At 55.5% G+C, this 25557-nt stretch carries 23 protein-coding genes, 6 tRNA genes and 1 other RNA gene; 14 read left to right on the plus strand and 16 right to left on the minus strand.

Annotation, left to right across the window (positions count from 1 at the left end):
• Positions 1–68: 68 nt before the first annotated feature.
• Complete coding sequence (locus PU624_RS09240) at positions 69–989, plus strand: LysR family transcriptional regulator (protein WP_283547379.1); 921 nt, start codon at positions 69–71, stop codon at positions 987–989.
• Here PU624_RS09240 and PU624_RS09245 read toward each other — a convergent pair.
• From PU624_RS09245 to PU624_RS09270, 6 genes are all read right to left on the minus strand, one after another.
• On the minus strand, positions 986–1327 hold the full coding sequence (locus tag PU624_RS09245) for a FlxA-like family protein (RefSeq protein ID WP_283547960.1): 342 nt from the start codon (positions 1325–1327) through the stop codon (positions 986–988). The genes PU624_RS09240 and PU624_RS09245 overlap by 4 nt on opposite strands.
• Positions 1328–1775: 448 nt before the next feature.
• Positions 1776–1909: non-coding RNA, RtT sRNA (locus PU624_RS09250), on the minus strand.
• Between the two features lie 43 nt (positions 1910–1952).
• Positions 1953–2028: transfer RNA gene (locus tag PU624_RS09255), tRNA-Lys, on the minus strand.
• Between the two features lie 4 nt (positions 2029–2032).
• Positions 2033–2108 (minus strand) — tRNA-Val (locus PU624_RS09260).
• 36 nt (positions 2109–2144) lie between these two features.
• Positions 2145–2220: transfer RNA gene (locus PU624_RS09265), tRNA-Val, on the minus strand.
• 41 nt (positions 2221–2261) lie between these two features.
• Positions 2262–2337 (minus strand) — tRNA-Val (locus tag PU624_RS09270).
• Between the two features lie 272 nt (positions 2338–2609).
• Between PU624_RS09270 and gltX the strand changes: the two genes are divergently transcribed.
• Complete coding sequence (gene gltX, locus PU624_RS09275; RefSeq protein WP_283547380.1) at positions 2610–4025, plus strand: glutamate--tRNA ligase; 1416 nt, start codon at positions 2610–2612, stop codon at positions 4023–4025.
• Positions 4026–4060: 35 nt separating this feature from the next.
• Here the strand turns inward: gltX and PU624_RS09280 are convergent, their stop codons facing one another.
• Complete coding sequence (locus PU624_RS09280; RefSeq protein WP_283547381.1) at positions 4061–4414, minus strand: YfeC-like transcriptional regulator; 354 nt, start codon at positions 4412–4414, stop codon at positions 4061–4063.
• A 111-nt stretch (positions 4415–4525) separates the two neighbouring features.
• Positions 4526–5314, minus strand: a complete 789-nt coding sequence (locus tag PU624_RS09285; RefSeq protein ID WP_283547382.1) for a formate/nitrite transporter family protein — start codon at positions 5312–5314, stop codon at positions 4526–4528.
• 361 nt (positions 5315–5675) lie between these two features.
• Between PU624_RS09285 and PU624_RS09290 the strand changes: the two genes are divergently transcribed.
• Together PU624_RS09290 and PU624_RS09295 are read left to right on the plus strand one after the other, a co-directional pair.
• Positions 5676–5751 (plus strand) — tRNA-Ala (locus PU624_RS09290).
• A gap of 44 nt (positions 5752–5795) precedes the next feature.
• Positions 5796–5871, plus strand: a tRNA-Ala gene (locus PU624_RS09295).
• A 329-nt stretch (positions 5872–6200) separates the two neighbouring features.
• On the opposite strand, the gene PU624_RS09300 is transcribed toward PU624_RS09295, so the two are convergent.
• A complete protein-coding gene (locus PU624_RS09300) occupies positions 6201–7391 on the minus strand; it encodes a NupC/NupG family nucleoside CNT transporter (protein ID WP_283547383.1) in 1191 nt (396 codons plus the stop codon).
• Positions 7392–7760: 369 nt separating this feature from the next.
• Between PU624_RS09300 and PU624_RS09305 the strand changes: the two genes are divergently transcribed.
• Entirely contained in the window at positions 7761–9002 is a 1242-nt protein-coding gene (locus tag PU624_RS09305) for an Nramp family divalent metal transporter (RefSeq protein WP_090958949.1), read from the plus strand.
• Positions 9003–9141: 139 nt separating this feature from the next.
• Here PU624_RS09305 and PU624_RS09310 read toward each other — a convergent pair whose 3' ends face one another.
• Together PU624_RS09310 and mgrA are read right to left on the minus strand one after the other, a co-directional pair.
• A complete protein-coding gene (locus PU624_RS09310; RefSeq protein ID WP_283547384.1) occupies positions 9142–9567 on the minus strand; it encodes a DUF2502 domain-containing protein in 426 nt (141 codons plus the stop codon).
• Between the two features lie 172 nt (positions 9568–9739).
• Positions 9740–10729, minus strand: coding sequence for an L-glyceraldehyde 3-phosphate reductase (gene mgrA / locus PU624_RS09315; protein WP_283547385.1), 990 nt, complete (start codon positions 10727–10729; stop codon positions 9740–9742).
• A 219-nt stretch (positions 10730–10948) separates the two neighbouring features.
• Between mgrA and ipdC the strand changes: the two genes are divergently transcribed.
• Together ipdC and glk are read left to right on the plus strand one after the other, a co-directional pair.
• A complete protein-coding gene (gene ipdC / locus PU624_RS09320) occupies positions 10949–12601 on the plus strand; it encodes an indolepyruvate decarboxylase (protein WP_283547386.1) in 1653 nt (550 codons plus the stop codon).
• A 160-nt stretch (positions 12602–12761) separates the two neighbouring features.
• Entirely contained in the window at positions 12762–13727 is a 966-nt protein-coding gene (gene glk / locus PU624_RS09325; RefSeq protein WP_283547387.1) for a glucokinase, read from the plus strand.
• 154 nt (positions 13728–13881) lie between these two features.
• Here the strand turns inward: glk and PU624_RS09330 are convergent, their stop codons facing one another.
• Together PU624_RS09330 and PU624_RS09335 are read right to left on the minus strand one after the other, a co-directional pair.
• A complete protein-coding gene (locus PU624_RS09330) occupies positions 13882–14610 on the minus strand; it encodes a LytR/AlgR family response regulator transcription factor (protein WP_283547388.1) in 729 nt (242 codons plus the stop codon).
• On the minus strand, positions 14607–16277 hold the full coding sequence (locus PU624_RS09335) for a sensor histidine kinase (RefSeq protein ID WP_283547961.1): 1671 nt from the start codon (positions 16275–16277) through the stop codon (positions 14607–14609). Before PU624_RS09335 ends, PU624_RS09330 begins: the two co-directional genes overlap by 4 nt.
• Positions 16278–16554: 277 nt before the next feature.
• On the opposite strand from PU624_RS09335, the gene PU624_RS09340 reads away from it, so the two are divergent.
• Positions 16555–17079, plus strand: coding sequence for a GNAT family N-acetyltransferase (locus tag PU624_RS09340; RefSeq protein WP_283547962.1), 525 nt, complete (start codon positions 16555–16557; stop codon positions 17077–17079).
• A gap of 117 nt (positions 17080–17196) precedes the next feature.
• A complete protein-coding gene (gene alaC / locus PU624_RS09345) occupies positions 17197–18426 on the plus strand; it encodes an alanine transaminase (protein ID WP_283547389.1) in 1230 nt (409 codons plus the stop codon).
• A 51-nt stretch (positions 18427–18477) separates the two neighbouring features.
• Here alaC and ypdK read toward each other — a convergent pair whose 3' ends face one another.
• From ypdK to PU624_RS09360, 3 genes are all read right to left on the minus strand, one after another.
• Entirely contained in the window at positions 18478–18552 is a 75-nt protein-coding gene (gene ypdK, locus PU624_RS09350) for a membrane protein YpdK (RefSeq protein ID WP_099257831.1), read from the minus strand.
• 203 nt (positions 18553–18755) lie between these two features.
• Positions 18756–19784: an HlyD family secretion protein gene (locus PU624_RS09355; RefSeq protein WP_283547390.1), complete on the minus strand. Its 1029-nt coding sequence runs from the start codon at positions 19782–19784 to the stop codon at positions 18756–18758.
• Between the two features lie 2 nt (positions 19785–19786).
• On the minus strand, positions 19787–21385 hold the full coding sequence (locus PU624_RS09360) for an MFS transporter (RefSeq protein ID WP_283547391.1): 1599 nt from the start codon (positions 21383–21385) through the stop codon (positions 19787–19789).
• A 149-nt stretch (positions 21386–21534) separates the two neighbouring features.
• Here PU624_RS09360 and PU624_RS09365 point away from each other — a divergent pair, with 149 nt between their 5' ends.
• The 5 genes from PU624_RS09365 to PU624_RS09385 all read left to right on the plus strand — a co-directional run bounded on the left by PU624_RS09365 (position 21535) and on the right by PU624_RS09385 (position 25537).
• Entirely contained in the window at positions 21535–22320 is a 786-nt protein-coding gene (locus PU624_RS09365; RefSeq protein ID WP_283547392.1) for an IclR family transcriptional regulator, read from the plus strand.
• Between the two features lie 7 nt (positions 22321–22327).
• The gene (locus PU624_RS09370) at positions 22328–22780 is read left to right on the plus strand and encodes a universal stress protein (RefSeq protein ID WP_013358635.1); all 453 of its coding nucleotides are present in this window, start codon (positions 22328–22330) and stop codon (positions 22778–22780) included.
• 9 nt (positions 22781–22789) lie between these two features.
• Complete coding sequence (locus PU624_RS09375) at positions 22790–23596, plus strand: hypothetical protein (protein ID WP_283547393.1); 807 nt, start codon at positions 22790–22792, stop codon at positions 23594–23596.
• Between the two features lie 271 nt (positions 23597–23867).
• A complete protein-coding gene (locus PU624_RS09380) occupies positions 23868–24149 on the plus strand; it encodes a lipoprotein (protein ID WP_283547394.1) in 282 nt (93 codons plus the stop codon).
• Positions 24150–24661: 512 nt separating this feature from the next.
• Complete coding sequence (locus PU624_RS09385) at positions 24662–25537, plus strand: SMP-30/gluconolactonase/LRE family protein (RefSeq protein ID WP_283547395.1); 876 nt, start codon at positions 24662–24664, stop codon at positions 25535–25537.
• Positions 25538–25557 lie beyond the last annotated feature (20 nt).

Below are 25557 nucleotides of genomic sequence, written 5' to 3' on the forward strand. Positions count from 1 at the left end.
GCGCGATTGTGCGACAGGTAGTTTTAGAAATAAAATTGATTTATTGAATTAATCTATGAGCGAAATCGATGAATTACACGCTGCGTCAGCTTCGGACTTTTATTGCAGTGGCACACTACGGTGGTTTCAGTCAGGCGGGGCAGGCGATAGGGCTGAGTCAGTCGGCGGTCAGCCACAGTATTAAAGAACTGGAAGCGGAAACCGGCGTGCGGTTACTGGATCGCACCACCCGAGAGGTCATGCTGACAGAGGCAGGCAAACAGCTGGCGTCACGCATGGAGCGCCTGCTGGAGGAAATTCATACCACGCTGCTGGATATCCGCAGTTTTGGCGAGCAGCGTAGTGGCACCGTCAGAGTGGCCGCCAGCCAGACCATTTCCGCGCATCTGATGCCGCAATGTCTGGCCGCCAGTCAGCACCATTTTCCCGATATCAAAGTGATACTCCACGATCGCGCCCAGCAGTGGGTGCTGCAAAGTGTGCGTAACGCCGAAGTCGATTTCGGGATTGTGATTGGGCCGCTCAGCGACAGCGATTTCGACAGCATCGCGATTCTTGATGAGCCTTTCCTGCTGCTATGTCGCGATGACGATCCGCTGGCGCAGGTGGACAGGGCTGAATGGTCGATGCTGGATGGCCGCACGATGGTATTGCAGGATTACGCGTCCGGCAGTCGGTTACTGATAGATGCGGCGATGCAGCAGCAGAATATCAGGGCTGAGGTGGTGCAGGAGATTGGTCATCCGGCCACGCTGTTTCCCATGGTACAGGTAGGGATTGGCATCAGTATTCTGCCCGCGCTGGCGTTACCGCTACCGGCAGACAGCGTCCTCACCGTGCGGCGTCTCTATCCGGAAATCAATCGCAGCCTGACGCTAATTAAACGCAAAAACCGCTCCCTGACGCCGGCTGCCGAAGCCATCTGGCAGGAGGTGCGCCAGCAGGCGGCGCTGCTGGCGCAACAACGCGAAGCCAGACCCGCGTTTTAGATATAGACGTCAACTTTGTTGGTGTCGGTAGGGCGGTTAATACCGTCCGCTTTGTTCGTACTGACAGGTGTGCTGTCACTTTTTGGCTGATCCTGCTCCGCCTGCTTCTGTTCCAGCTGAGCAATCTGCGCCTGCAACATGGTGATTTGTAACTGATACATCTGCTGCATTTCAGCTTTCTGTTCGTCAGTCATTTCTTTGTCGTCAGCCAGCTCTTTGACCTGGGTTAAGACATTCTGAATCTGTTTATTCAGCGCAGCGACCTGCGAGGCCACACTGCCGCCGCCGCTATCACCGCCACTGACCGCACTGCTTAAAATTCCGGAAATTGAAGACATCATTTTCTCCCTGTAAGTCGTCACATACGTTATCGGCACGCTGCGAAATGACTTGAGAGCGGAGACTGTTAAGGTTTCGAAAAGGCGTGACAGATTAGATCCGCGCAGCAGAAACAAGCAGGCACCAAAAAAGCTAACAGACAGCTAATACGTTCAAAGCGATGGGAGCACAGGCCTGTAGCAAAGCATCGCGGGACAGGGACAAAAACGCCGGGAGCGTTTTTGAACAACGCAAAGCGTTGGCCCGTTTACGGGCGCACCTCAGGGATGAGGTGCGTAATTTTCCGCGCTGAGCCTGCCATGGATGGCGATTTTGCGTCTTTGCGAAAGGCCTGTGCTCCCTGAGCCAGCGCGCTCTTTAAAGCCTGAGGTCACAGGAAAGACGGGAAGCCAGCCTGGGGTAACGGCAGAAACGAAAAAAGCGCCCAAAAGGCGCTTTATTCTGAATGGGTGGGTCGTGCAGGATAGCCTCGGCCCATTGTGGGCCTCGCCCTCCGGGTGATGCTGACGCATCAGCCTGAATCGCCTGGCGATTCAGTCGAACCTGCAGCAGGTTCTCATCCTGCACGGTTAAGTCCGTGCCCCGGAAACGAAAAAAGCGCCTGAAAGGCGCTTTATTCTGAATTGGTGGGTCGTGCAGGATTCGAACCTGCGACCAATTGATTAAAAGTCAACTGCTCTACCAACTGAGCTAACGACCCGAAGTGGTGGGTGATGACGGGTTCGAACCGCCGACCCCCTCCTTGTAAGGGAGATGCTCTACCAACTGAGCTAATCACCCACTTCGTACTTCAGTACTACTTTAACAGGCTGGATATGGTGGGTGATGACGGGTTCGAACCGCCGACCCCCTCCTTGTAAGGGAGATGCTCTACCAACTGAGCTAATCACCCATATCTTCATACCTGTTCACTGCGGGCAACACTCTTAAGAGTGGTGGGTGATGACGGGTTCGAACCGCCGACCCCCTCCTTGTAAGGGAGATGCTCTACCAACTGAGCTAATCACCCCCGCTGTGTGGAGTCGCATTATAGGGATAGTTGATTTTGAGTCAACGCTTTTTAAAACATAAATGCGCGTTCGGTTTATTTTTAAACATCCTGTCGCGCTTTTAGCCAATGTGCTGGTTTTACTGGCAGAAAAGCCGCTTTTCCCGGAGGGCAACCGCCGGGCATGCATTGAGGATTCACCGTCAGATGCTAGAATGTGCCCACTGTTTTTTCGCGTCTAACCTGTTTTTTGTCATCCAGACAGAGAACCCGCGCATCTAAGGCAATACTCAATGAAAATCAAAACACGCTTCGCGCCCAGCCCGACCGGCTATCTGCATGTCGGTGGCGCCCGTACCGCACTTTACTCCTGGCTCTTTGCCCGTCACAACCAGGGCGAGTTCGTGCTGCGTATTGAAGATACCGATCTGGAACGCTCCACGCCGGAAGCTATCGAAGCCATCATGGATGGCATGAACTGGCTGAGCCTCGACTGGAACGAAGGCCCTTACTACCAGACTAAACGTTTTGATCGCTACAACGCGGTCATTGATGAAATGCTGGAAGCGGGCACCGCGTATAAATGCTACTGCTCTAAAGAGCGTCTGGAAGCCCTGCGTGAAGCGCAGATGGCCAACAACGAAAAGCCGCGTTATGACGGACGCTGCCGTGACAGCCATGAACATCACGCCGATGATGAGCCGTGTGTAGTGCGCTTCCGCAATCCGCAGGAAGGATCGGTCATCTTCGACGACCAGATTCGTGGCCCGATTGAGTTCAGCAACCAGGAACTGGATGATCTGATCATCCGCCGTACCGATGGTTCGCCAACCTACAACTTCTGCGTCGTTGTGGATGACTGGGATATGGGTATCACCCATGTTATTCGCGGTGAAGACCACATCAACAACACACCCCGTCAGATCAACATCCTCAAAGCGATTGGCGCGGAAGTGCCGGTTTATGCCCACGTTTCAATGATCCTGGGCGATGACGGCAAAAAGCTCTCCAAGCGCCATGGCGCGGTAGGGGTAATGCAGTATCGTGACGATGGCTACCTGCCGGAAGCGCTGCTCAACTACCTGGTTCGCCTGGGCTGGTCACATGGCGATCAGGAAATCTTCAGCGTGCCGGAAATGGCTGAGCTGTTTACTCTGGATGCCGTCAGTAAGTCTGCCAGTGCGTTCAACACCGAGAAACTGCAGTGGCTGAACCATCACTACATCACCACGCTGCCGCCAGAATATGTGGCGACACACCTGCAGTGGCATATTGAAGAGCAGAAAATTGATACCCGCACCGGTCCGGAACTGGCGAAGCTGGTAGGGCTGCTGGGCGATCGCTGCAAGACGCTGAAAGAGATGGCGGCATCCTGCCGCTACTTCTATGAAGACTTTGCTGAGTTTGATGCGGATGCGGCGAAGAAACATCTTCGTCCGGTTGCGCGTCAGCCGCTGGAAGTGGTGCGCGATAAGCTGGCCGCGATCACTGAGTGGACCGCTGAAAACGTGCATCAGGCGATTCAGAGCACCGCAGATGAGCTGGAAGTCGGAATGGGCAAAGTGGGCATGCCGCTGCGTGTGGCCGTGACCGGTGCCGGTCAGTCACCGGGTCTGGATGTCACCGTGGAAGCGATTGGCCGCAGCCGCAGTGTGGCGCGTATCGAAAAGGCGCTGGCCTTTATCAGTGAGCGCGAAGCACAGGCATAATAAACACAGCCGGAAGCGTCATGCTTCCGGTTTCTTTACTCTTCACCAATTCCCAGCCGCTCCAGCACGCCTTTAATCCCTTCACGTAAGATTAATGCGGTGAACTGTTCCTGTTCATCCTGACTCATTTGCTGGACGGAACTTATCAATAACGCAGGTAATGAATTTGCCACTGCGCCATAGGTTGCTGCGGGTTCATTGAGATTGCGGGTCGACTGAATAAAGCTCTTTACGCGCTCATCAATATGAATCAGACGCGCCTTACCGCCCTGTACACCGGGCTTTGGTGTCGTTGTCCAGTTCTCGCGCTTGATCCATTTATTCACCGTTTGCCGACTGTAACCCGTTTCTGCAGCCAGTTCTTCGGGGGTAAGCCATTCCTTTTTCACGATGCTGTCCCTGTTAAATACATTAGCGGTACATATTACAGCAAAACGTAACGGTGAAAAGTAACTGAGGCTGAAATTGCCTTTTGTCTGATGACAAAAGGCAAAACAGAATTACTGCGGATTACTGGCGGGTTCAGCGGCAGGGCGGTAGGCCAGGAAGTAAGCGAGGCCGACAAAGACAGCGCCACCTACGGCATTGCCCAGGAAGACGGCTACGAAGTTAGGGAAGTACTCTGCCCAGGTCATCTGACCGGCAAAAATGGCGGCCGGGATAATAAACATGTTGGCGACGACGTGCTGGAAGCCGATAGCTACAAACGCCATCACCGGGAACCACATGCCGAAGATCTTGCCGACCATATCTTTACTGGCAAATGCCAGCCAGACCGCCAGACAAACCAGCCAGTTACAGCCCACGCCTGAAATAAAGGCGTGCAGGAAATCGGCGTGGACTTTTGCAGAGGCGATAGCCACGGTCTTCTTCAGGTAATCGCCTTCGGTCATGCCCAGCATATGGCCAAAGAACCACGCGACAGCCACGCTGCCCAGGAAGTTAGCCAGAGTCACCCAGAACCAGTTACGCGCTACGCTCATAAAGCTGATGCGACGGGCGAACCAGGCCACCGGTAAGGTCATCATATTGCCGGTCAGCAGCTCGCCACCCGCCAGCACGGTCATGATGATACCCACCGGGAAGACGGCGGCACCTAACAGGCCAGAAAATGAGCCCCACTCAGCGGGCAGGGAGTTAATAACATGCAGATCCAGCAGGAAGCCGGTCGCAATAAATGCGCCCGCCATAAAGCCAAGAATCAGGAGGATGCTGACGGGCGAACGGCTTTTAGCCACGCCTGACTGGATCGCCAGTTGTGCGATTTCTTTAGGTGTATGCAGCGACATAGTATCTCAATAGTTTTTTTATGATTAATGGGGACGATTACGCCTGGTGGACGCGCGGCGCGCGGGAAGAGGGTTCCGGCGGCCACTAAATTAGCGGGCTAAGTTTTGCATGCGAAAAAGACGAAGACAAGAAAATTCCTATAACATATTTAACCGTGAATTAACCTGACTGCAGCCTGAATAACAGTTAAAAAACGGTCCTGCCTGACCAGACACGATTTTCACCTGCAGCATGCTGCTGAAACTTCGCAGGTTGCCGCCTTTTTCAGCGATCAAACAGAGAATGTCATTTTGCCGTTGACACCCTGGAGGGGGTTTCATATTATGCCGTCCGTCGCTTAACGCGACAGTTTTTCGGTTCGGGGCTATAGCTCAGCTGGGAGAGCGCCTGCATGGCATGCAGGAGGTCAGCGGTTCGATCCCGCTTAGCTCCACCAAACTTCCTCCCAGAAGTTTGGCACTGAAAAATGATTCCAGATGTGGGGGTATAGCTCAGCTGGGAGAGCGCTTGCATGGCATGCAAGAGGTCAGCGGTTCGATCCCGCTTATCTCCACCATTTTCTGACACGTCGTTGTCAAAATCCTTTCTGATTTATCTTTCATTCGCCTGTTCGAGCGGATAAAAACGCTACTGCTTTACTCTTCCCGTCACGCTGCTAATCACATTATTTACCAACAAAACCTTATGATGCTTCCAGCGCCCCTGGCGTGACCTTGTGCTGCCTGTCGCACACGGTTTAATTGCAGACGTAACCGGGGCAGGCAATGTAAGCAGAGAGGGAAAAGAAGCGCTAAAGCGGAAAAGGCAAATCAGCGGGAAGAAGAGCAGGGATGGCGCAAAAAGAAAAGGGCGAGCCAGGCTCGCCCTTTAATGCTTAAAAGCGTATCAGAACGCCAGAACCAGACCGGCGATAGCGGCAGAGAGCACGCTGACCAGCGTTGAGCCGTACAGCAGCTTCAGGCCAAAGCGGGAAACGACGTTGCCCTGTTCTTCGTTCAGACCTTTTATCGCACCGGCTACGATGCCGATAGAAGAGAAGTTAGCGAACGACACGAGGAACACGGACAGAATACCTTCTGAGTTTGGCGACAACTGACCCGCGATTTTCTGCAGATCCATCATGGCAACAAACTCATTCGATACCAGCTTCGTCGCCATAATACTGCCGACCTGCAATGCTTCGCCAGAAGGGACACCCATCACCCAGGCAAACGGATAGAAGACAAAGCCGAGAACACCCTGGAAGCTGATACCGAAGATCAGATCAAACAGCGCATTCAGACCTGAAATCAGCGCGATAAAACCAATCAGCATGGCGGCTACGATAATCGCGACGCGGAAGCCTGCCAGAATATATTCGCCCAGCATCTCGAAGAAGCTCTGACCTTTATGCAGATCCTGCAGCTGCAGGTCGTCTTCGTTCTCAACGCGGTAAGGGTTAATCAGCGACAGCACGATAAAGGTACTGAACATGTTGAGCACCAGCGCAGCAACCACATACTTCGGCTGCAGCATGGTCATGTATGCACCGACGATAGACATCGAAACGGTCGACATCGCCGTCGCGGCCATGGTGTACATGCGGCGCTGTGACATCTTGCCCAGGATATCTTTATAGGCGATGAAGTTTTCTGACTGTCCCAGTATCAGAGAACTCACGGCGTTGAAAGATTCCAGTTTTCCCATGCCATTGACTTTCGACAGCACGGTACCGATACCGCGGATCACCCACGGCAGGATACGGAAGTGCTGCAGAATACCGATCAGGGCAGAGATAAATACGATTGGGCACAACACGTTAAGGAAGAAGAAGGCCAGACCTTTGTCGTTCATGTTGCCGAAGACAAAGTTGGTGCCCTGGGCCGCATACTTCAGCAGATGATCAAAGAAGCCTGCGAATCCTTTGACGAAACCGAGTCCCGCTTCTGAGTTCAGGAAGAACCAGGCGAGCACAATTTCAATCACCAATAGCTGTATAATGTAGCGAATGCGAATGCTTTTACGATCGTGACTCACCAGTAAGGAAAGTATCCCGACCACCACCAGTGCTAAAAGAAATTGCAAAATATGGGACATGGTTGCTCCAAATTTGAGGAGGGTTGTATTTTGTTGCGTATTCTATGTAACGCGTTACTTAAAAACGAGATCTGAACCACAATATAAGTATTCGCTATCGCTATATTTTCCAGAAAAGTTCCAGCGATCACGTCCTGTTTACAAATCGTTCACTCCGGATAACCACATAATTATTGTCTGAATTTTACACTGAGCGTAGAGTGACACCGTTGCTCACATTTTTAGCAATCACTTCCTTTACTGTAATGTATAGCAATGGCTATACTTTATAGCAGCATCTATTACACCGATAACAATAAACGAATTTCACTTGCACATGCCATCCCCTAAGCTGCCGGGGCAGGCAAATGTTCAGACAGGGTACCGGATATGTTTGAAAGTCGTACCGCCGAGCGCGCCGCTCGCGGAGTCAGAAAAGTCAAACTCGCACTGCTGGGGCCCGCCTTTATCGCCGCTATCGGCTATATCGATCCGGGCAACTTTGCGACCAACATTCAGGCGGGCGCTGCTTACGGCTACAAATTGCTGTGGGTGGTGGTCTGGGCCAACATCATGGCGATGCTGATCCAACTGATGTCCGCCAAGCTCGGTATCGCTACCGGCAAGAATCTCGCCGAACACATCCGCGATCGCTTTCCACGGCCCGCCGTCTGGTTTTACTGGGTGCAGGCGGAAATTATTGCGATGGCTACCGACCTGGCGGAGTTTATCGGTGCCGCACTGGGGTTCAAGCTGCTGCTTGGCATTTCCCTGATGCAGGGCGCGGTGCTGACCGGTATCGCCACCTTCCTGATACTGATGTTACAGAGCCGCGGACAAAAGCCGCTGGAGCTGGTGATTGGCGGACTGCTGCTGTTTGTCGCGGCGGCCTACATCGTCGAACTCTTCTTCTCCCAGCCCAATATTAAAGAGCTGGTGGTTGGCATGGCGCTGCCCGCGTTACCGACGTCGGATGCCGTATTCCTGGCCGCCGGTGTGCTGGGTGCGACCATCATGCCGCACGTGATTTATCTGCACTCTGCGCTGACGCAGGGCAAGAGTGAGGACAGCAAAGGTCAGCGTTACTCCTCAACCAAACTGGATGTCGCCATTGCGATGACCATCGCCGGATTCGTTAACCTGGCGATGATGGCGACTGCGGCAGCGGCCTTCCATTTCAGCGGCCACAGTAAAATTGCTGAACTCGATCAGGCCTATCTGACGCTGCAACCGCTGTTAGGCCAGGCCGCGGCGACGGTGTTTGGTCTGAGTCTGGTGGCGGCCGGATTATCCTCAACGGTGGTGGGTACGCTGGCGGGGCAGGTAGTGATGCAGGGCTTTATCCGTTTTCATATTCCGCTCTGGGTACGTCGTACGGTCACCATGCTGCCCTCCTTTATTGTTATCTGGGCAGGCTGGGATCCGACAAAGGTGCTGGTGATGAGTCAGGTGCTGCTGAGTTTCGGTATCGCGCTGGCGCTGATTCCGCTGCTCTCTTTTACCGGCAACCGCGAGCTGATGGGCGATGATATGGTGAACTCACGTCTGATGCAGAACACCGGACGACTGATCGTGCTGCTGGTCATTGCGCTGAACCTTTATCTGCTGGTAGGTGAAGCGCTGGGGCTGTAAGGATTTCTGGAAACAAAAAAACGCCCGGCTTTATGCCGGGCGTTTTTTGTTCAGGAGGTCTGGCCTGCATGGCGTTAAGAGATTACCTGCGCGTTAAGTTTATCCGTTGCGGTCAGATTCATCCTGCTGAGCGTTTCTCTTAGTGGCGATCGTGGCCATGCGGTCCGGGTCCACCGGGTCCGTGAGGCCCAAAACCACGCGGGCCAGGACCTGGACCACGGCGGTCATGATGATCCCAGTCACGATCGCGATCGCGGCGATACTGATGATCCCAGCGACGCTCACGGTCACGCTCCTGCCAGCGGCGTTCACGCTCCCACTGCTGCTGACGACGCCACTCTTCGTGTCGCCACCAGCGGCGTTCGTTGTAGGTGTAGCGGTCATTCCACCAGCGGGGTTCACGCCAGCGACCACCATCCCAGTAGTTACCACGATTATCGCGATCGCCCAGATTCAGGGTCACGCCGGGGGCCAGAGAAATTGAGGCGCTGGACGCCTCGGCTGTGTGATATGCCAGCGGCGAAAACAGAGCCAGCAGGGCAGCAAAAATAAGAGCTCTTTTCATTATATTCTCCTCATCAACAGGCTGATGCTGTTGCGGCGCAGTGATTATGCCTGCGTATTGCTGTTGTTACCGTATCATTGTGTCGGAAGATTGTGAGGAAATTGGGGAGAAAGAGGGGATTGAGACTATTCTGGCGAAAAAAACGCCCGACCAGCGCCGGGCGGTAAAAACGTTACATCAGAGCCGCGTCAATCGCCGCTAACTCGGCGTCGCTGAACTGACGACGGGCAAGCATCGCCACGGCATCATCTATCTGGGCCGTTTTACTGGCACCAATCAGCACCGAGGTGACACGATCGTCACGCAGCACCCACGCCAGCGCCATCTGCGCCAGCTTCTGTTCGCGCTGCTGCGCAATCACATTCAGCCTGCGGACCTTCTCCATCTTCTCTTCGGTCAGCTGGCTCCCGCTCAGGAACTTGCTGCCGCTGGCTGCACGCGAATCTTCCGGGATGCCCTGCAGATAGCGATCGGTGAGCACACCGCCCGCCAGCGGAGAGAAGGCGATACAGCCGACGCCCGCATCGCCCAGCGTCTGAATTAATCCCTGCTCTGGCGTGCGTTCAAACATCGAATAGCGCGGCTGGTGGATCAGACAAGGCGTGCCGAGATCGCGCAGAATCGCGATCGCCTGCGCAGCAAGGTCAGCCGGATAGTTTGAAAGGGCCACGTAAAGCGCTTTGCCCTGGCGCACCACATGATCCAGCGCACGCATCGTCTCTTCCAGCGGGGTTTCCGGATCGGGACGGTGATGATAGAAAATATCCACATACTCCAGTCCCATGCGCTTCAGGCTCTGATCCAGGCTGGCGATCAGATACTTTCGCGACCCCCAATCCCCATAAGGTCCCTGCCACATGGTGTAGCCCGCCTTGGTGGAGATAATCAGCTCATCACGATGGGCACGAAAATCTTCACGCAGAATACGGCCAAAATTCTCTTCTGCGGAGCCAGGAGGCGGGCCGTAGTTGTTCGCTAAGTCGAAATGGGTAATGCCAAGGTCAAACGCATGACGCAGCAGCTCACGGCTGTTATCAACCCGGGTGCTGTCACCAAAGTTGTGCCACAGTCCCAGCGAAATGGCGGGCAGTTTAATGCCGCTGCGGCCGCTGCGACGATATTCCATCTGTTGATAGCGATCGGGATGGGGGAAAGAGGACATTCAGCGCTCCTGAGTAAAAACGGGGATATGTGCCAAAAGTCTATCAGTGTATACGGTTACACTCAGTGACAGCGCGCAGCAGATCGCGTTTTTACAGAATAATCCGCCAGCGTAACGCCGACTTTCCAGGCATTGCGGCTGGCGAAAACAGGGACTCGCCTCGCTAATTTCACTCTCTGTCAGATACTTAACCCGACTCTTCCCTGAAAGGAATGCGCAATGTCCACATTCACCGTTGGAGATTACCTGCTGACCCGTCTGCAGGAGATGGGAGTAAAGCATCTGTTCGGCGTGCCGGGCGACTATAACCTGCAGTTTCTTGACCGCGTTATCGCCCATCCTGAAATCAGCTGGGTTGGCTGCGCCAATGAGCTTAACGCAGCCTATGCGGCGGACGGTTATGCGCGCTGCAACGGCGCGGGAGCGTTACTCACCACGTTTGGCGTGGGCGAGCTTAGCGCAATTAATGGCATCGCGGGCAGTTATGCCGAATATCTGCCGGTGATTCACATCGTCGGGGCACCCGCGATGCAGGCCCAGCAACAGGGTGACTGCGTGCATCATTCGCTGGGCGATGGCGATTTCCAGCATTTCATTCGCATGGCCGCAGAGGTCAGTGCCGCAACGGCACAGCTGACTGCCGACAATGCCACGGCTGAGATTGATCGGGTGATTATCGCTGCGCTGCAGGCCCGTCGTCCCGGCTATCTCTCGCTGGCCGTCGACGTGGCGGCGTTAGAGGTGCCGCCACCCGCGCAGCCCCTCAGCAGTCATCAACCCTCTTCGGCTGACGCACGGCGCGCTTTCCGTGCCGCGGCAGAACGTTTACTGGCACCGGCACAACGCGTTTCACTGCTGGCCGATTTTCTGGCGCTGCGCTGGCAGCAGCAGGCCGCCCTGGCTGCGCTGCGGGAAATGAGTGCGATTCCCTGTGCCAGTCTGCTGATGGGCAAAGGGGTGCTGGATGAGCAGCAGCCGGGTTATGTCGGAACCTATGCCGGTGAGGCCAGTGCAGGGCAGGTGTGCGAACAGATCGAGCAGGTGGATGTGGCGATCTGCGTCGGCGTGCGTTTTACTGACACGATTACCGCAGGCTTCACGCAGCAGTTCAATCCTGAACGACTGATCGATCTGCAGCCCTTCAGTGCCAGCGTCGGCGGTGAAAATTTTGCGCCGTTGTCGATGGCAGATGCGCTCAGTGAACTGCAGCCGCTGTTTGAACGCTATGGCCGGCAGTGGCAGCCCGCCGCCACGCTGTCCGTTTCACAACCGGCAGAACCTGCGGCGGTGATAAGTCAGCACGCTTTCTGGCAGGCGATGCAGAAATTTGTGCAGCCCGGCGACCTGATTCTGGCCGAGCAGGGGACGGCCGCCTTTGGTGCCGCCGCGTTGCGATTGCCCTCGCGGGCGCAGCTGGTGGTTCAGCCATTATGGGGATCAATCGGCTATACTCTTCCGGCAGCGTTTGGCGCGCAGACCGCCGACCCCGGTCGCCGGGTTATCCTGATTATCGGTGACGGTTCGGCGCAGCTGACGATTCAGGAACTGGGTTCCATGCTGCGCGACCAGCAGCGAGTGATACTCTTTTTGCTGAATAATGAAGGCTATACCGTCGAACGGGCGATTCATGGCGCAACACAACGTTACAATGAGATCGCCCCGTGGAACTGGACGGCTCTGCCACACGCCCTTAGCCTTCAGGGCCAGGCGCAGAGCTGGCGCATCAGTGAAACCGTGCAGTTAGACGAGGTGATGGCGCGACTTTCAGCGCCTCAATGGCTGTCGCTGGTTGAGGTGGTTATGCCGAAAGACGATTTGCCGCCACTGCTAAGAAAAGTCACCGCCTGCCTGAATCAACGCAACGGCGGCTAAGATTCAGATAGTTGCCGCTGTGCAGGGTGGACTAACGCGGTTAGGCTGTAGCACAACTGAGTAAGACGCTCACCAATCGCACCGGTGAGCGTTGTTGTTTTATGGGCAGAAATTTATAGTGTCCTCCAACTCTTAAGACCCCAAGCGGAGCAACAGAAGAATGACAACCTATGCCTTGGTCGGCGATGTCGGCGGTACTAACGCGCGCCTCGCCCTGTGTGAGGTGGAAAGCGGCAGCATCACCCAGGCCAAAACATTCTCAACATCAGAATACGACAGCCTCGAAGCCGTCATCCGCCACTATCTTGATGAACAACAGCAGGACGTTAAAGATGGCTGTATTGCTATCGCCTGCCCGATTACCGATGACTGGGTTGAAATGACCAACCATGACTGGGCGTTTTCAACGCGCAAGCTCAAAGAGAACATCGGTTTTGAACACCTGGAAATCATTAACGACTTCACCGCGGTCTCCATGGCGATCCCGATGCTGACCGCCGAAAACGTGATTCAGTTTGGCGGCACAGAACCGGTTAAAGATAAGCCTATCGCGATTTATGGTGCCGGTACCGGCTTAGGCGTCAGCCATCTGGTGCATGTGGACAAGCGCTGGGTCAGCCTGCCGGGCGAGGGTGGCCATGTCGATTTCGCGGCCAACAGCGAAGAAGAAGATCAGATCCTGGAAGTACTGCGCGAAGAGCTGGGCCATGTTTCAGCTGAACGTGTGCTGTCGGGTGCCGGTCTGGTTAACCTCTATCGTGCGATTGTGAAAGTGGATCATCGCGTGCCGGAAAACCTGAAGCCGAAAGATGTCAGCCAGCGTGCGCTGGATGACAGCTGCACCGACTGCCGTCGTGCGCTGTCGATGTTCTGCGTCATCATGGGGCGTTTCGGCGGCAACCTGGCGCTGAATCTCGGCACCTTTGGTGGCGTCTACATTGCGGGTGGCATCGTGCCACGCTTCCTGGAGTTCTTTAAGTCGTCGGGCTTCCGTGCGGCATTTGAAGATAAAGGCCGCTTCCGCGACTACGTTGCCAGCATCCCGGTCTATATGATTACGCACGATCAGCCTGGCCTGCTGGGCGCGGGCGCGCATCTGCGTCAGACCCTGGGTCGCGAAATCTGATTCTGCTTTACCCCGCGCGCAGTGCCATTCTGCGCGCGATCGATTTTCCCGACCTGGCGGCTCTAGCCGGTCAGGATCGGGAAATCACCACCTGACTTATCCTGCTTCCCTGCACGCCACTTCCTTGCCTGAATGGTTTCGTCACCGTCTGAAGCTAAAGACGCATCAGCTGTCTGAACTGCTTCACCTTACTGCGGCTGACCGGCACCTGAAACTCCAGATCGCGTAGCTTCAGCAGATAGGTGTTGTTAAACCACGGCTCGATTTCGCGGATTTTGCTAAGGCTGACGCAGTAAGAGCGATGGCAGCGGAAGAACTGCTGCTCCGGCAGGCGTGAACAGAACTCGCTGATATTCATCGACATCACGTAGGACTCGCGTCGGGTATAGACAAACGTCAGCTTCTCATGCGCCTCGACGTAGTAAATATCATTCACGTCTGTGACGATAATGCGTTCATCTTTGATCAGATTGACCGTCTGCGGCGCGGGTGTGGCGCTGAGATGACTCACCGCCTGCAGCGCCTGTGCGGTGGCTTCCAGCTTGTTCAGCATGGTGACAATCCGCGACTCCTGATAGGGCTTCAGAATGTAGTCAAACGCCTCCAGCTCAAACGCTTCTACCGCATGCTCTTTCCACGCGGTGATAAAGACAATCAGCGGCTTGTGCGCAAACTGATGGATATTCTTTGCCAGCAGCATGCCATCCAGCGAGGGGATATTGATGTCCAGGAAAATCACATCCACCCGATGCTGTTGCAGATACTTCAGCACGTCGAGACCGTCATCAAAGCAGGCTTCAATTTCGATTTTGCTGTGATGCTGAATCATCCAGCTCAGCTCCTGCTGCGCCAGAAATTCATCTTCCACGATAATGGCTTTCATAACAGATTCTCCGCCAGGCGCTGTCCGTTCTTACTCAGCGTAAAGGAAATTTCAGTACCCGGCTGATGCCGCACGATGTTCAGTCCCTGACCCGACAGGAGTTTGACCCGATGATGCACATTGAGCAGGCCGATTTTATTGCCGGGCATCTCATTACGTGCCACCCGTTCCATCACTTCGTCACTGATCCCCTGGCCGGTGTCCCGCACGGCGATCCGCACCCGATCGCCCAGATCCCGCACGCTCAGCGTCACCACGCCTTTGCCTTTACAGGGCTGGATGCCATGCACAATGGCGTTCTCTACCAGCGGCTGGATCAGCAGACTCGGCAGCAGAAAATGCAGATCTTCATCGACGTCATAAATCATCGTCAGCTTATCGCCAAACCGCGCCTGCTCGATGGCGATGTAATCTTTCACCTGCCACAGCTCCTTGCGGATATCGATCAGCTCATCATCGTTCAGTTCCAGGTTATAACGCAGGTAGCGTGACAGGTTGATCACCAGCTGGCGGGCGGTATCGGGATTGAGCCGGATAGAGGAGGAGATAGCATTCAGCGCGTTGAACAGGAAATGGGGATTTATTTTACTTTGCAGCGCGCGCAGTTCCGCTTTATTGGCCATCTCACGCAGCTGCTCGGCGCGCGACACTTCAAGCTGGGTTGAGATGATTTGTGACAGGCCAATCGCCATCTCCTTCAGCGAGCCGGTAATACGGTGCGCGCGGCGATAGTAGATTTTCAGCGTGCCGGTGACGTTGCCTTTTTCCCACAGCGGGATGACGATCATCGAATGGATATCTTTAGTGCGGTGCGCTTCATCATTGTTCTTAATGATAATTTTACCGCTGTTGATCGACTGCGCCGTCGTCGGGCTGATGCCATCATCCCCATGCTGATAATTATGTTCGCCATAGCCGACGTAGGCCAGGATCTGCTTTTTATCCGTCATCGCCACCGCATCGGCTTTGATCTCTCTGCGGATAATGTCACAGATATTGCGCAGCGAGTCGCTGTTCACCTGCCGAAACAGCGGCAGGGTTTTGTTAGCAATTTCCAGCGCCAGCTTAGCCTGGCGGGCGGCAATCGCCTCTTTCTCGCCCTCGACACTCTGCACCAGCAACACAATGATACCGATGCTGGACGCGCCAAGAATCATCGGCAGGGCAATTTCCGACACAATCGCCAGTCCGAGTGAGGCAGGGCGCGCCCACATGACGATCAGCAGCATCGTCAGGGCTTCGCACAGCATGCCACCGACGATACCGGCGCGCCAGCGATGCTCCTTCAGTACACGGCGGTTAATACCGCCCGCCACAATACCGGCAATGATGCTGGTGATAAGACAGGGCACCGAGGTCACGCCGTGAATATCAATGAGAAAACGGTGCAGACCCGCAATGATGCCGGTGGCGATACCGACCCAGGGACCAAACAAAATGCCGCCCGCCATTACGGCAATCACCCGCACATTCAGCAGCGAGCCGTCGACATTGACGCCCGACCAGGTACTGAACAGCGCGAACAGGGAGAAGATGGCCGTCACTGCCACTTTTTCTGCGCGGGTATGTTCATCTTTTTGCAGCAGCTGACGAAACGGACGGGTGCGCGTCAGGAAGAACAGGCAGATCAACATCAGGGCGGCGCGGTCAAATACGGCCAGTAACATCGTGAAGTGGGAGGACACAGGCGCCTCGTCGGCAAGGGAAAGTGCCTTATGATAAAAAATGTGATCGCGAACCGCTAGCGTCCCGATCAATCACGCCGGGAGATCGTGTTTCAGATCAATTTTTACGGCCAATCTGTAAAAAGAGGAAAAGTTGAGTGCAATAAAGGGGAACGTTTTTTCAGCTCGCTAAGGCTGGTTGCTGTGATGCCATTTTGCTATGTTGCGCGATGACGTGCGCCAGCGACCGCTGGAAAACCGCGCCCATCGGGAGCAGCAGATGCAACTTGTCACCGCCAGATTAACCCTCAGTAAATTACAGCCAGAAGACTGGCAACTTTTTCGTGCCGTCCATGAAGACCGAGACACCATGAAATGGGTCAGCGAAATCCCCGATGAAGCGGATATCCGTCAGCGCTTCACCACGCGTCTGGCACCCTGGCAGCCGGGCAGTTTTCACATGCTCTGCCTGGTGGCACGACGCCGTGACAGCGGTGAGCCGATTGGCCTGTTTGGCTGCAGCCCCGAATGGGAGCCACATCGTCAGGCGGAAGTGGGCTACATGCTGCTGCATCGCTACTGTGGTCAGGGCTATGGCAGCGAAGCGCTGGCGGCGCTGTGCCAGTTTTTGCTGGAAGCGGATTTCCACAAACTTAAGGCGATGGTGATTGAAGGAAACTGGGCCTCACGCCGTATTCTGGAGAAAAACGGCTTTCAGCTGGAGGGCACGCTGCGGGATAATTATCTGCTGGACGGCCACTGGGTGAACGATTGGCTGCTGGGACGGCTGAATCCGCAACAATAAAAAAATTTTCCGCCACCCTCGACAAAATGATCCTCGCCACGTTATGTTCGTAACGGGTCACCGCAGTGACCCGCGTCGCTCGGACGGTCCGGGCGCTTACGTAATCCAGAGGACATCATGGCTGATAACAGCACACCCCGTCGTTTCTCGCGTATTGAACGTTTACCCCCTTACGTTTTCAACATCACCGCTGAACTGAAGATGGCTGCGCGTCGGCGCGGCGAAGATATCATCGACTTTTCAATGGGCAATCCTGATGGCCCGACGCCGCCACACATCGTCGAAAAGTTATGCCAGGTGGCGCAGCGTGACGATACCCACGGTTATTCCACCTCGCGCGGCATTCCGCGACTGCGCAGAGCGATCTCGCGCTGGTACGCCGATCGCTATCAGGTGGAAATCGATCCCGAATCTGAGGCGATTGTCACCATCGGTTCCAAAGAGGGGCTGGCGCACCTGATGCTGGCAACGCTGGATCATGGGGATACCGTGCTGGTGCCCAATCCCAGCTATCCGATTCATATCTACGGAGCGGTGATTGCCGGTGCGCAGGTGCGATCGGTGCCGCTGGTCGCGGGGGTCGATTTCTTCAATGAGCTGGAACGCGCCATCCGCGAGAGCTACCCCAAGCCAAAAATGATGATCCTCGGTTTCCCGTCTAACCCCACCGCACAGTGTGTGGAGCTCGACTTTTTCGAGCGGGTCATTGCGCTGGCGAAGCAGTACAACGTGCTGGTGATCCACGATCTGGCCTATGCCGACATCGTTTACGATGGCTGGAAAGCGCCGTCGATTATGCAGGTGCCCGGCGCGCGTGATGTCGCCGTGGAATTCTTTACCCTGTCGAAAAGCTACAACATGGCGGGCTGGCGCATCGGTTTCATGGTGGGCAATAAAGAGCTGGTCGCCGCGCTGGCACGAATCAAAAGTTACCATGACTACGGCACCTTTACGCCGCTGCAGGTGGCAGCGATTGCGGCGCTGGAAGGGGATCAGCAGTGTGTGCGTGACATCGCTGAGCAGTACAAACGCCGCCGTGATGTGCTGGTCAAAGGTTTGCATGAAGCGGGCTGGATGGTGGATAACCCCAAAGCCTCGATGTACGTCTGGGCAAAAATTCCCGACCATTATGCGCATCTGGGTTCGCTGGAGTTTGCCAAACATATGCTGCAGGAGGCGAAGGTCTGTGTCTCACCCGGCATCGGGTTTGGCGACTATGGGGACACGCACGTGCGATTTGCGCTGATTGAAAACAGCGATCGTATTCGTCAGGCGGTACGGGGAATTAAAGCGATGTTTCGTGCCGATGGCGTCTTGCCGGGCAGCATGAAAACGGAAGAGAGCTGACAGCCAGCAGGGGCGACGCAATGGTCGCCCCGTGGCGGCACTGTCACGCCATTACTTCAGCAGCAGAACAAAAGTGCCGAACCAAAGTAACGCGAAAAAAGATATTCCCATCAAGGCATATTTCACAAAGCAACTCCTCTGAGCGGTTACGATGATGGCGATCCCAAACCAGTGCAACGCGAACAGATGTGGAAAAGAGATCGCCATTTCAGTAATGGTCTGCTCTTTTCCGGGTCGATCTGAATAACTCTCAGAACAGGATCAGGCGCTAATTTACGCGTAATCCCGACCAAATGAAATAGGTCCGTTCTGAGATATTGCTCACAATTTTACGGCACCTGAATGTCGGGGATCGCCGACATGCCGACACGTAACTGAGCCAGATGCTGTTGGTCACCATCCAGCACAATTTTTACCGGCAGACGCTGAACGACTTTAGTGTAGTTGCCGGTGGCGTTGTCGGGAGCAATCGCCGAAAAAGTTGCGCCGGTGGCCGGTGCGATGCTGTCCACATGGCCGGTAAAGGTCTCGCCCGGCAGGGCATCCACACTGATTCGCACCCGCTGACCCGGACGCACATCGCTTAACTGCGTCTCAAGGTAGTTAGCCGTGATGTAGGTTTGCTGCAGCGGCACCACCGCCAGCAGACGGGTTCCGGCTGAAACATATGCGCCAATCCGCACCGAACGCTGACCGACCATGCCGTCAACGGGAGCCGTAATGCGCGTGTAGGAGAGATTCAGCCTTGCCTGATCGACGCTGGCTTTAGCCGCGGCGACATCCGCCTCAGCTGAACGCACCGCGGCCTGTAACACACCCACCTGTTTCATGGCCGACGCCAGCGCGGCCTGACTCTGATGCACGGCTGCCAGCGCGGAGCGTTGATTCGAGCTCGCTTTCTGCTGATCGTCGGCGGCTACGGTGCCGCTTTTATAGAGGCGGTTATAGCGATCGGCGCTCTGACCGGCATACTGCGCGGAAGCCTGGCTGGCCGCGACGCTGGCTTTCTGCTGATCAATCACCGACTGCTGCTGTTCAAGCTGGGCCTGGCTGCTCAGCAGTTTCGCCTGACTCACCTGCAGGTCAGCCTCGGCACTCTCCAGCGCAACACGGTAGTCACGGTCGTCCAGCGTTGCCAACAGCTGGCCCGCTTTGACCTGCTGATTATCCTGCACCTGCACGTTGCTGATGTAACCGGAGACTTTCGGCGCCACCAGGGTGTAATCCGCGTTAACGTAAGCATCGTTGGTACGGTGATCGTTGCCGGTCATCATTGACCAGACTGCAAAGGCGATGGCCAGTAACACCAGCAGCAGCACACTCAGCAGCAGGGTTCTTCTCATTTCGAAAGCACGCATATTCAGTTATTCCGGGAAGGGTTTTGAATCAAAGTTTGAGGCGGCCAGACCCGTTTGGGCAGGATGGCGGTAAGCAATAACAGGCAGGCGGCAAAGCCGGTCAGCATCAGCCAGCTGTCACTCAGACTCAGCACCGTGGCCTGATGCCGCACCAGCGTGGCGAATCCGCTGAGATTATCGCTGGCGCTGATGCTGCCATCCGGCAACAGCGGCAAACTGCGGCTGGCCTGATCGGCCGTCGGCGCGGTCATCAGCCAGCTGCGACTGGCGGCCTGATTAATCAGGATACTGGAGTGAAACTGCTCGCGATGGGAGAGGAAAACCTCAACCAGCGTGGAGGCGGCGATGCTGGAGAAGCCGCGTACCGTATTAAACATCGCCGAGGCAAACGGGCCTTCTGGCGGGGCGACAACGCTGGTGGCACTCATCAGGATCGGCAGAATAATCATCGGCTGGCCGAACGCCTGCAGGATCTGCAGCAGCCAGAAATTCTGTCGTGCCCAGTCACTGGTGATCTGCGTGCCCAGCAGACAGGAGGTCACCAGCAGGCCGACGCCCGCCGTGAGCATCCAGCGGCAGTCAATCCAGCGAATATTCAGCAGAGCTGCAATTAGCGGCGCAATCAGCAGTTGCGGCAGGCCCACCGCCAGCGCCAGCGGGGCAAACTCAAGGGTGCGAAAGCCGCTGACCTGCGCAAAATAGGCCGACGGCAGCGCGGAACCCGAAAGCCCCAGGATAAGCACACAGGCCAGCCCGAGCAGACCGTGCGCCAGATTTGGTCGCCGGAGCATCTGCAATTTAAACAGCGGCAGCGGGTGAAACCACTCATTGATCAGGAACACCAGCAGCAGCGGCAGCGCGGCCAGCAGCATACCGGCGATCAGTGGGGAGTTCAGCCAGTCCAGGCGCTCACCCTGGGTCAATACCAGAACCAGCAGTGCGACAGCACTGCAGCCGGTCACCATGCCGAACAGATCGATCTGCTGAAAGCGTTCCGGACGCAGCGGGTCCTGCGGTATCCCCCAGCTAATCAGCACCATTGCAATCAGCATGCCGGGCACTACCTGCCAGAACACCATCATCCAGCTGACATGGTCTGTCCACAGTGAGGCCAGCGAGGCCGCCATGTTGGGGCCAAACGTCGCGGTCAGGGCATAGCCCGCCAGGCCAAACAGCTTAAAGGGCGGGGGCAGAAAGCGCAGGGCGACGGTCATCAGCATCGGCGGCAGTGCGCCACCAAACAGGCCCTGCAGCACGCGCAGGCTGATAAACAGCGTTGGGTCCGGCACCAGCGGCAGCAGAATGCCGGTCAGCATAAATCCCGCCGACACGCCGAGCGTAAAACGCCGCAGCGACAGGGTGACGGCGAACCAGGGCGCGATCATCATAGCGGCGACTTCGGCCGCCTGATAACCGGAGATAATCCAGCTACCCTGATCGAAACCGATGCCGATCGCGGCACGGATATCGGCCAGTGCGATATCACTGACGCGATCGTTCAGCCCGGAGGTCAGCGCAGCAATGAGCACGCCGACCAGGCCCAGGGCCAGTCGCAATGTAAAAGGATGAGGGGCCGGCGCGGCGGCTGGCTTGGCGTTCATTGCAGGCGATCTCGTTATTATGATGCAGTGTACTGCGATGTGATACAGGACGTAATATTACATCCCGGTATGCTGTATTGCAATGTGGTACAGGCTGTAAAAAGTGCGGCATTCGCGCTACAGTAAGGCAGCTCAAACAGGACGACGCTATGGCACATCAACCCTCCAGCCGCGAGGAGGAAAAAACGGGCGGCATTCAGGTCATCGCCCGTGCGGCAAAAATTCTTAATGCGCTGGGCGAACAGCCGGGCGGCATGAGCCTCGGCGAGATTGCTCAGGCGGTGGAACTGCCCCGTTCAACGGTGCAGCGCATTGTCGCCGCACTCGACAGCGCTGAACTGGTGCGCAGCAGCGGGGCGGGTGGACTGCGACTGGGGCCGGCCCTGTTAAAGCTGATCTCCAGCGTCCACACCGACGTGGTCGATCTGGTCAGTCCGCTGCTGGAAAAACTCTCTTCCGACACTAATGAAACGGTCTCGCTGGCGCGCGCCAGCGGCAGCCAACTGGCGATTATTCACCACGTTGTGGCGTCGCGGGAGCTTCGTGTGGTTCCGCATATGGGACTCAATCTGCCGCTCTACAGCACCTCCGGTGGACGGGCGTTGCTGGCGCTGGAGTGTGAAAAAGATGTGCGAACCATCGTCGGCGACGCCTGGCAGGAGTTAACCGATATGACGGTGAAAACGCTGCCGCAGTTGCTGCAACTTATCAGGGAAGTGCGCGAAACCGGTATCGCCGTGGATCGCGGTGAAACGCTGGAAGGTATCTCTACCATGGCGTTTGCGCTGGATACGCTGTTTGGTCGCTTTTCTGTCTCTTTGCTGGTGCCCTCTGCACGTTTTCTTCGACACGAAGCCCGTTTTCGTGACGAGATGCTGAAGTGCAAAGAGGCGCTGGTGCGTGAAATCGGCAAAGTCGCCGCGATTGAAGGATAAGCATCTGATGAAAACCCTGCTGATGGCCATTGACCACTCTCCGGTCGCGGAGAAAGTGGTTGCCTTAACGATTGAAGAAGCGCTGGCGCATCGCGCCGATGTCGTCGTGCTCTGCTGTGTCGATCCTGCCTACTCGTCCTGTAATCAGCCGATGGAAATCGATGCGGGTGAAGACCCGGCCGATTTTGTGGCGGCGCAGGATGAGCAGAATACGGCGGAAATGGTGGTGCGCCATGCACTGGCCCCGTTACTGCGCGCGGGCATTAATGCGCGCGGCATGATTCTGGCGGGTGACGCCGCAGATACCATCGTTGCCCAGTCGCAACAGCTTAAGGCCAGCATGATTATCATGGGACGCCGACATCTCTCTTCGTTTAATCGGCTGTTAAAAGGCTCGGTCAGCGCGTCGGTTATCGAGCGTGCTCACTGTCCTGTGCTGATCGATGTGCGTAAGGATTAACCCCGCAGCATGAATTCTCTGCTTTTTATTACGCTGGCCGCCTTTGCGCTGCTGGCGCTCATCGTCATTGTGCTGATCAAAACGACCCGGCTGCGTTTATGGCAGGGGCTGATCCTCTTTCTGCTGCCACTGATACTGGCGAATCTGCTCTGGTTCAGCTGGGTCGCGCCGCATCAGTTGCAGGCCACGCAGCGTGAGCAGGCGGTGAATCAACTGGCAAAGATGCCGGGCTATCGGGTGCTGCAGACTCAGGAACCGGCGTTATGGCTGTTGCTGACCCAGGAGCTGACCCGTCGAATCCGCGAAGGGGAACCCGCAGATAAAGCGACGGGTGAACTGCGTGGCTGGCTGATTGAGGTCATTAACCAACGGCTGATGCGTGGAACGGATGCGGCGGTGGTTAACTATATCGGCGTCTCGGTGGAAGAGATGCGCGCGCTGAACCAGATCGATCCGGGTCTCTGCTTTCGATATCTCTATCCGCAGGTGAGTGGTGGCATCAATCTGCTGACCACACTCCCTGCGTCGCTGAATCATAAAGAGGCAGAGGCCATGGAGCAGCTGCTGCTCAACAGTCCTCCGCCCGAACAGCCACTCGATAAGACGCAGGCGCAGGATGATCTGCAGGAGATCGTCGGCCGACTCTATCTCAGGTGGGGCGATAAGCTGCAGCAGCTGAATATGCCTGCCGATACGGCGGTTGATCGCTCTTCGCTGTGTGCCATGTCGATCGATCTCTATAGTGCCATTCTGGCATTACCTGACAAGCGCGCCGCTAACCTCTTACGTAGAATGGTCGCAATGACAGGCCAGTAAGTCAGCGCTCAGCGGGCGAAAAAAAGCCCGCTAAGCGCGGGCAGGGAAGAGAGAGGAACAGATTTCTTATTTTTGGCATTTCCTGGTGTGGTGCAGTCTTCATTTCGTTCGGTCTGAATACATCCTGTCATCTCTGGCACGATAGTGATAGCCGTTTAATCGTATTACATTAATCGGTGAAAGCTTCTCAAGTTTTGATTTTTCGCGCATTAATCCTATGGATGCGTGACTGGCTGCGTCATAAACTGCGCGGCAACGTGAGGATAACTAAATGAAAAAACTAATTACCGGCGCAGTGGCGCTGATCCTGCTGAGTGGATGTACTGCCAGCAAACCCGGGGCATTTGAACGCGTTGATGAAGATCCAGACTCAAATACTGTGCAGTACCGTTTTGACCCGCAAAAGGTCAATCGTGATGCAATGGATATTGATCTGGCGAATTACTGCAGCAGTAAAGGATTTGATAAAGTCGAGGCGTTGCCTGCGCAGGAGAGTCATATTCCGGGACTGAAGAAAGCCTGGTTCCAGTGTAATTACGCGCTGAAAAGCTAAATAAAACGGGCGGGATAATTATCCCGCCCTTAAAGTTTACTGCTTTTATTTTATGCTGTGTGACATCTTTGCCCGTCAGTGGCGATGGTGACCGCCATGATACCCACCGTGATAACCTCCATAGTAGTCTCCATGATATCCGCCGCCACCTCCGCGGTGCCAGCCATTGTCGTGTCTGGGGCTGATGATACAACCGCTTAATAACGTCATCAGCGCAACCACCGAAGCGACTTTAATTAATCTCTTCATCGGAAGCTTCTCCTCTTTTCCAATGACTACGACGTTACGCTGGAAAAGTGGAGTGAAGATGCAGGCTTTGTAGAGTTATTTAGGAAGATATGACGGAATATTTCAGGATGCTGAATTTTACAGCAGAGGGAATTAAATAAATCGGAATGAACTGAATATTAAATACTATCGAAGAGAATAGTCTCAAAATCAAGCGAAAATAATTCTCATTTGAAAGTTTTTACCACTACATTATTAGCATGTCAGTTCAATGGGAGAAAAACATGGCGCATGACGTGAAAAATATTCTGGCTTTACAGGCTGAACTGGGCGAATGCCCGCTCTGGTCTGTCGAAGAGCAGGTGCTCTACTGTGTCGATATCCTGGCACCGGCGATTCACCGTTTTGATCCGGTCAGCGGCGAACTGCAGACCTTCCCGCAGGCGGAAGAGGTGGGATGCATCGGTCTGCGTGAGCAGGGCGGGCTGATCGCCGCATTACGTGGCGGTGTCTGGCTGCTGGATGCACAGGGTAAACCTGAGAAGAAAATCGCAGAGAATCCGGGAGTAGCCGCGCAAAGCCGCTTTAATGATGGCCGCGTCGATCCCTGGGGTAACTTCTGGTGCGGCAGCCTGTGGGAACCGCAGGACAAAAATGGCGGGCTGCTGTGCCGCGTGACGCCGGACCTGAAACTGGAGGTGAAAGCGCGCGACATTAAAATTTCCAACGGACTGGCATTCTCTCCCGACCGGCGCTGGATGTATCACAGCGACACGCCGAATGAGGCGCTCTATCGTTATCCGTTAAATGAGCAGGGTGAACCGGGCGAACGCACCCTGTTCCGCCGCTTCGACGCGAAAGGGGGATTACCGGATGGTGCCGCAGTGGATAGTGAAGGCTTTTACTGGTCAGCACAGTTTGATGGCGGACGCGTGGTGCGTATCGATCCGCAGAGCAGCGAAATCGTGGATGAGATCCTGCTGCCGGTGAAGTGGCCAACCATGGTGGCCTTTGGCGGTGCCGATCTTAAAACGCTGTTCATCACCAGTTCACGCGAAGATCGTACCGAAGAGGAGCTGGCGCGCTATCCACAATCTGGCGATATCTTTGCCGTGGATGTCGCGGTAGCGGGAATGGCCGAGCCGCGATTCCGCGGCTAAACGTAAACGGGCCGCTTAAT

This window comes from Pantoea sp. Lij88 (assembly GCF_030062155.1).
Classification (GTDB): domain Bacteria; phylum Pseudomonadota; class Gammaproteobacteria; order Enterobacterales; family Enterobacteriaceae; genus Pantoea.

Bases quoted from the DNA above. Each gene is read 5' to 3' on its own strand.
- PU624_RS09375 (WP_283547393.1), top strand. From the start codon at position 22,790: ATGAATTCTCTGCTTTTTATTACGCTGGCCGCCTTTGCGCTGCTGGCG.
- PU624_RS09340 (WP_283547962.1), top strand. From the start codon at position 16,555: ATGCAACTTGTCACCGCCAGATTAACCCTCAGTAAATTACAGCCAGAA.
- PU624_RS09310 (WP_283547384.1), bottom strand. From the start codon at position 9,567: ATGAAAAGAGCTCTTATTTTTGCTGCCCTGCTGGCTCTGTTTTCGCCG.
- PU624_RS09330 (WP_283547388.1), bottom strand. From the start codon at position 14,610: ATGAAAGCCATTATCGTGGAAGATGAATTTCTGGCGCAGCAGGAGCTG.
- alaC (WP_283547389.1), top strand. From the start codon at position 17,197: ATGGCTGATAACAGCACACCCCGTCGTTTCTCGCGTATTGAACGTTTA.
- PU624_RS09335 (WP_283547961.1), bottom strand. From the start codon at position 16,277: ATGTTACTGGCCGTATTTGACCGCGCCGCCCTGATGTTGATCTGCCTG.
- ipdC (WP_283547386.1), top strand. From the start codon at position 10,949: ATGTCCACATTCACCGTTGGAGATTACCTGCTGACCCGTCTGCAGGAG.
- PU624_RS09240 (WP_283547379.1), top strand. From the start codon at position 69: ATGAATTACACGCTGCGTCAGCTTCGGACTTTTATTGCAGTGGCACAC.
- PU624_RS09380 (WP_283547394.1), top strand. From the start codon at position 23,868: ATGAAAAAACTAATTACCGGCGCAGTGGCGCTGATCCTGCTGAGTGGA.
- PU624_RS09370 (WP_013358635.1), top strand. From the start codon at position 22,328: ATGAAAACCCTGCTGATGGCCATTGACCACTCTCCGGTCGCGGAGAAA.
- gltX (WP_283547380.1), top strand. From the start codon at position 2,610: ATGAAAATCAAAACACGCTTCGCGCCCAGCCCGACCGGCTATCTGCAT.
- PU624_RS09245 (WP_283547960.1), bottom strand. From the start codon at position 1,327: ATGTCTTCAATTTCCGGAATTTTAAGCAGTGCGGTCAGTGGCGGTGAT.
- glk (WP_283547387.1), top strand. From the start codon at position 12,762: ATGACAACCTATGCCTTGGTCGGCGATGTCGGCGGTACTAACGCGCGC.
- PU624_RS09300 (WP_283547383.1), bottom strand. From the start codon at position 7,391: ATGTCCCATATTTTGCAATTTCTTTTAGCACTGGTGGTGGTCGGGATA.
- mgrA (WP_283547385.1), bottom strand. From the start codon at position 10,729: ATGTCCTCTTTCCCCCATCCCGATCGCTATCAACAGATGGAATATCGT.
- PU624_RS09305 (WP_090958949.1), top strand. From the start codon at position 7,761: ATGTTTGAAAGTCGTACCGCCGAGCGCGCCGCTCGCGGAGTCAGAAAA.
- PU624_RS09360 (WP_283547391.1), bottom strand. From the start codon at position 21,385: ATGAACGCCAAGCCAGCCGCCGCGCCGGCCCCTCATCCTTTTACATTG.
- PU624_RS09365 (WP_283547392.1), top strand. From the start codon at position 21,535: ATGGCACATCAACCCTCCAGCCGCGAGGAGGAAAAAACGGGCGGCATT.
- PU624_RS09285 (WP_283547382.1), bottom strand. From the start codon at position 5,314: ATGTCGCTGCATACACCTAAAGAAATCGCACAACTGGCGATCCAGTCA.
- PU624_RS09385 (WP_283547395.1), top strand. From the start codon at position 24,662: ATGGCGCATGACGTGAAAAATATTCTGGCTTTACAGGCTGAACTGGGC.
- PU624_RS09355 (WP_283547390.1), bottom strand. From the start codon at position 19,784: ATGCGTGCTTTCGAAATGAGAAGAACCCTGCTGCTGAGTGTGCTGCTG.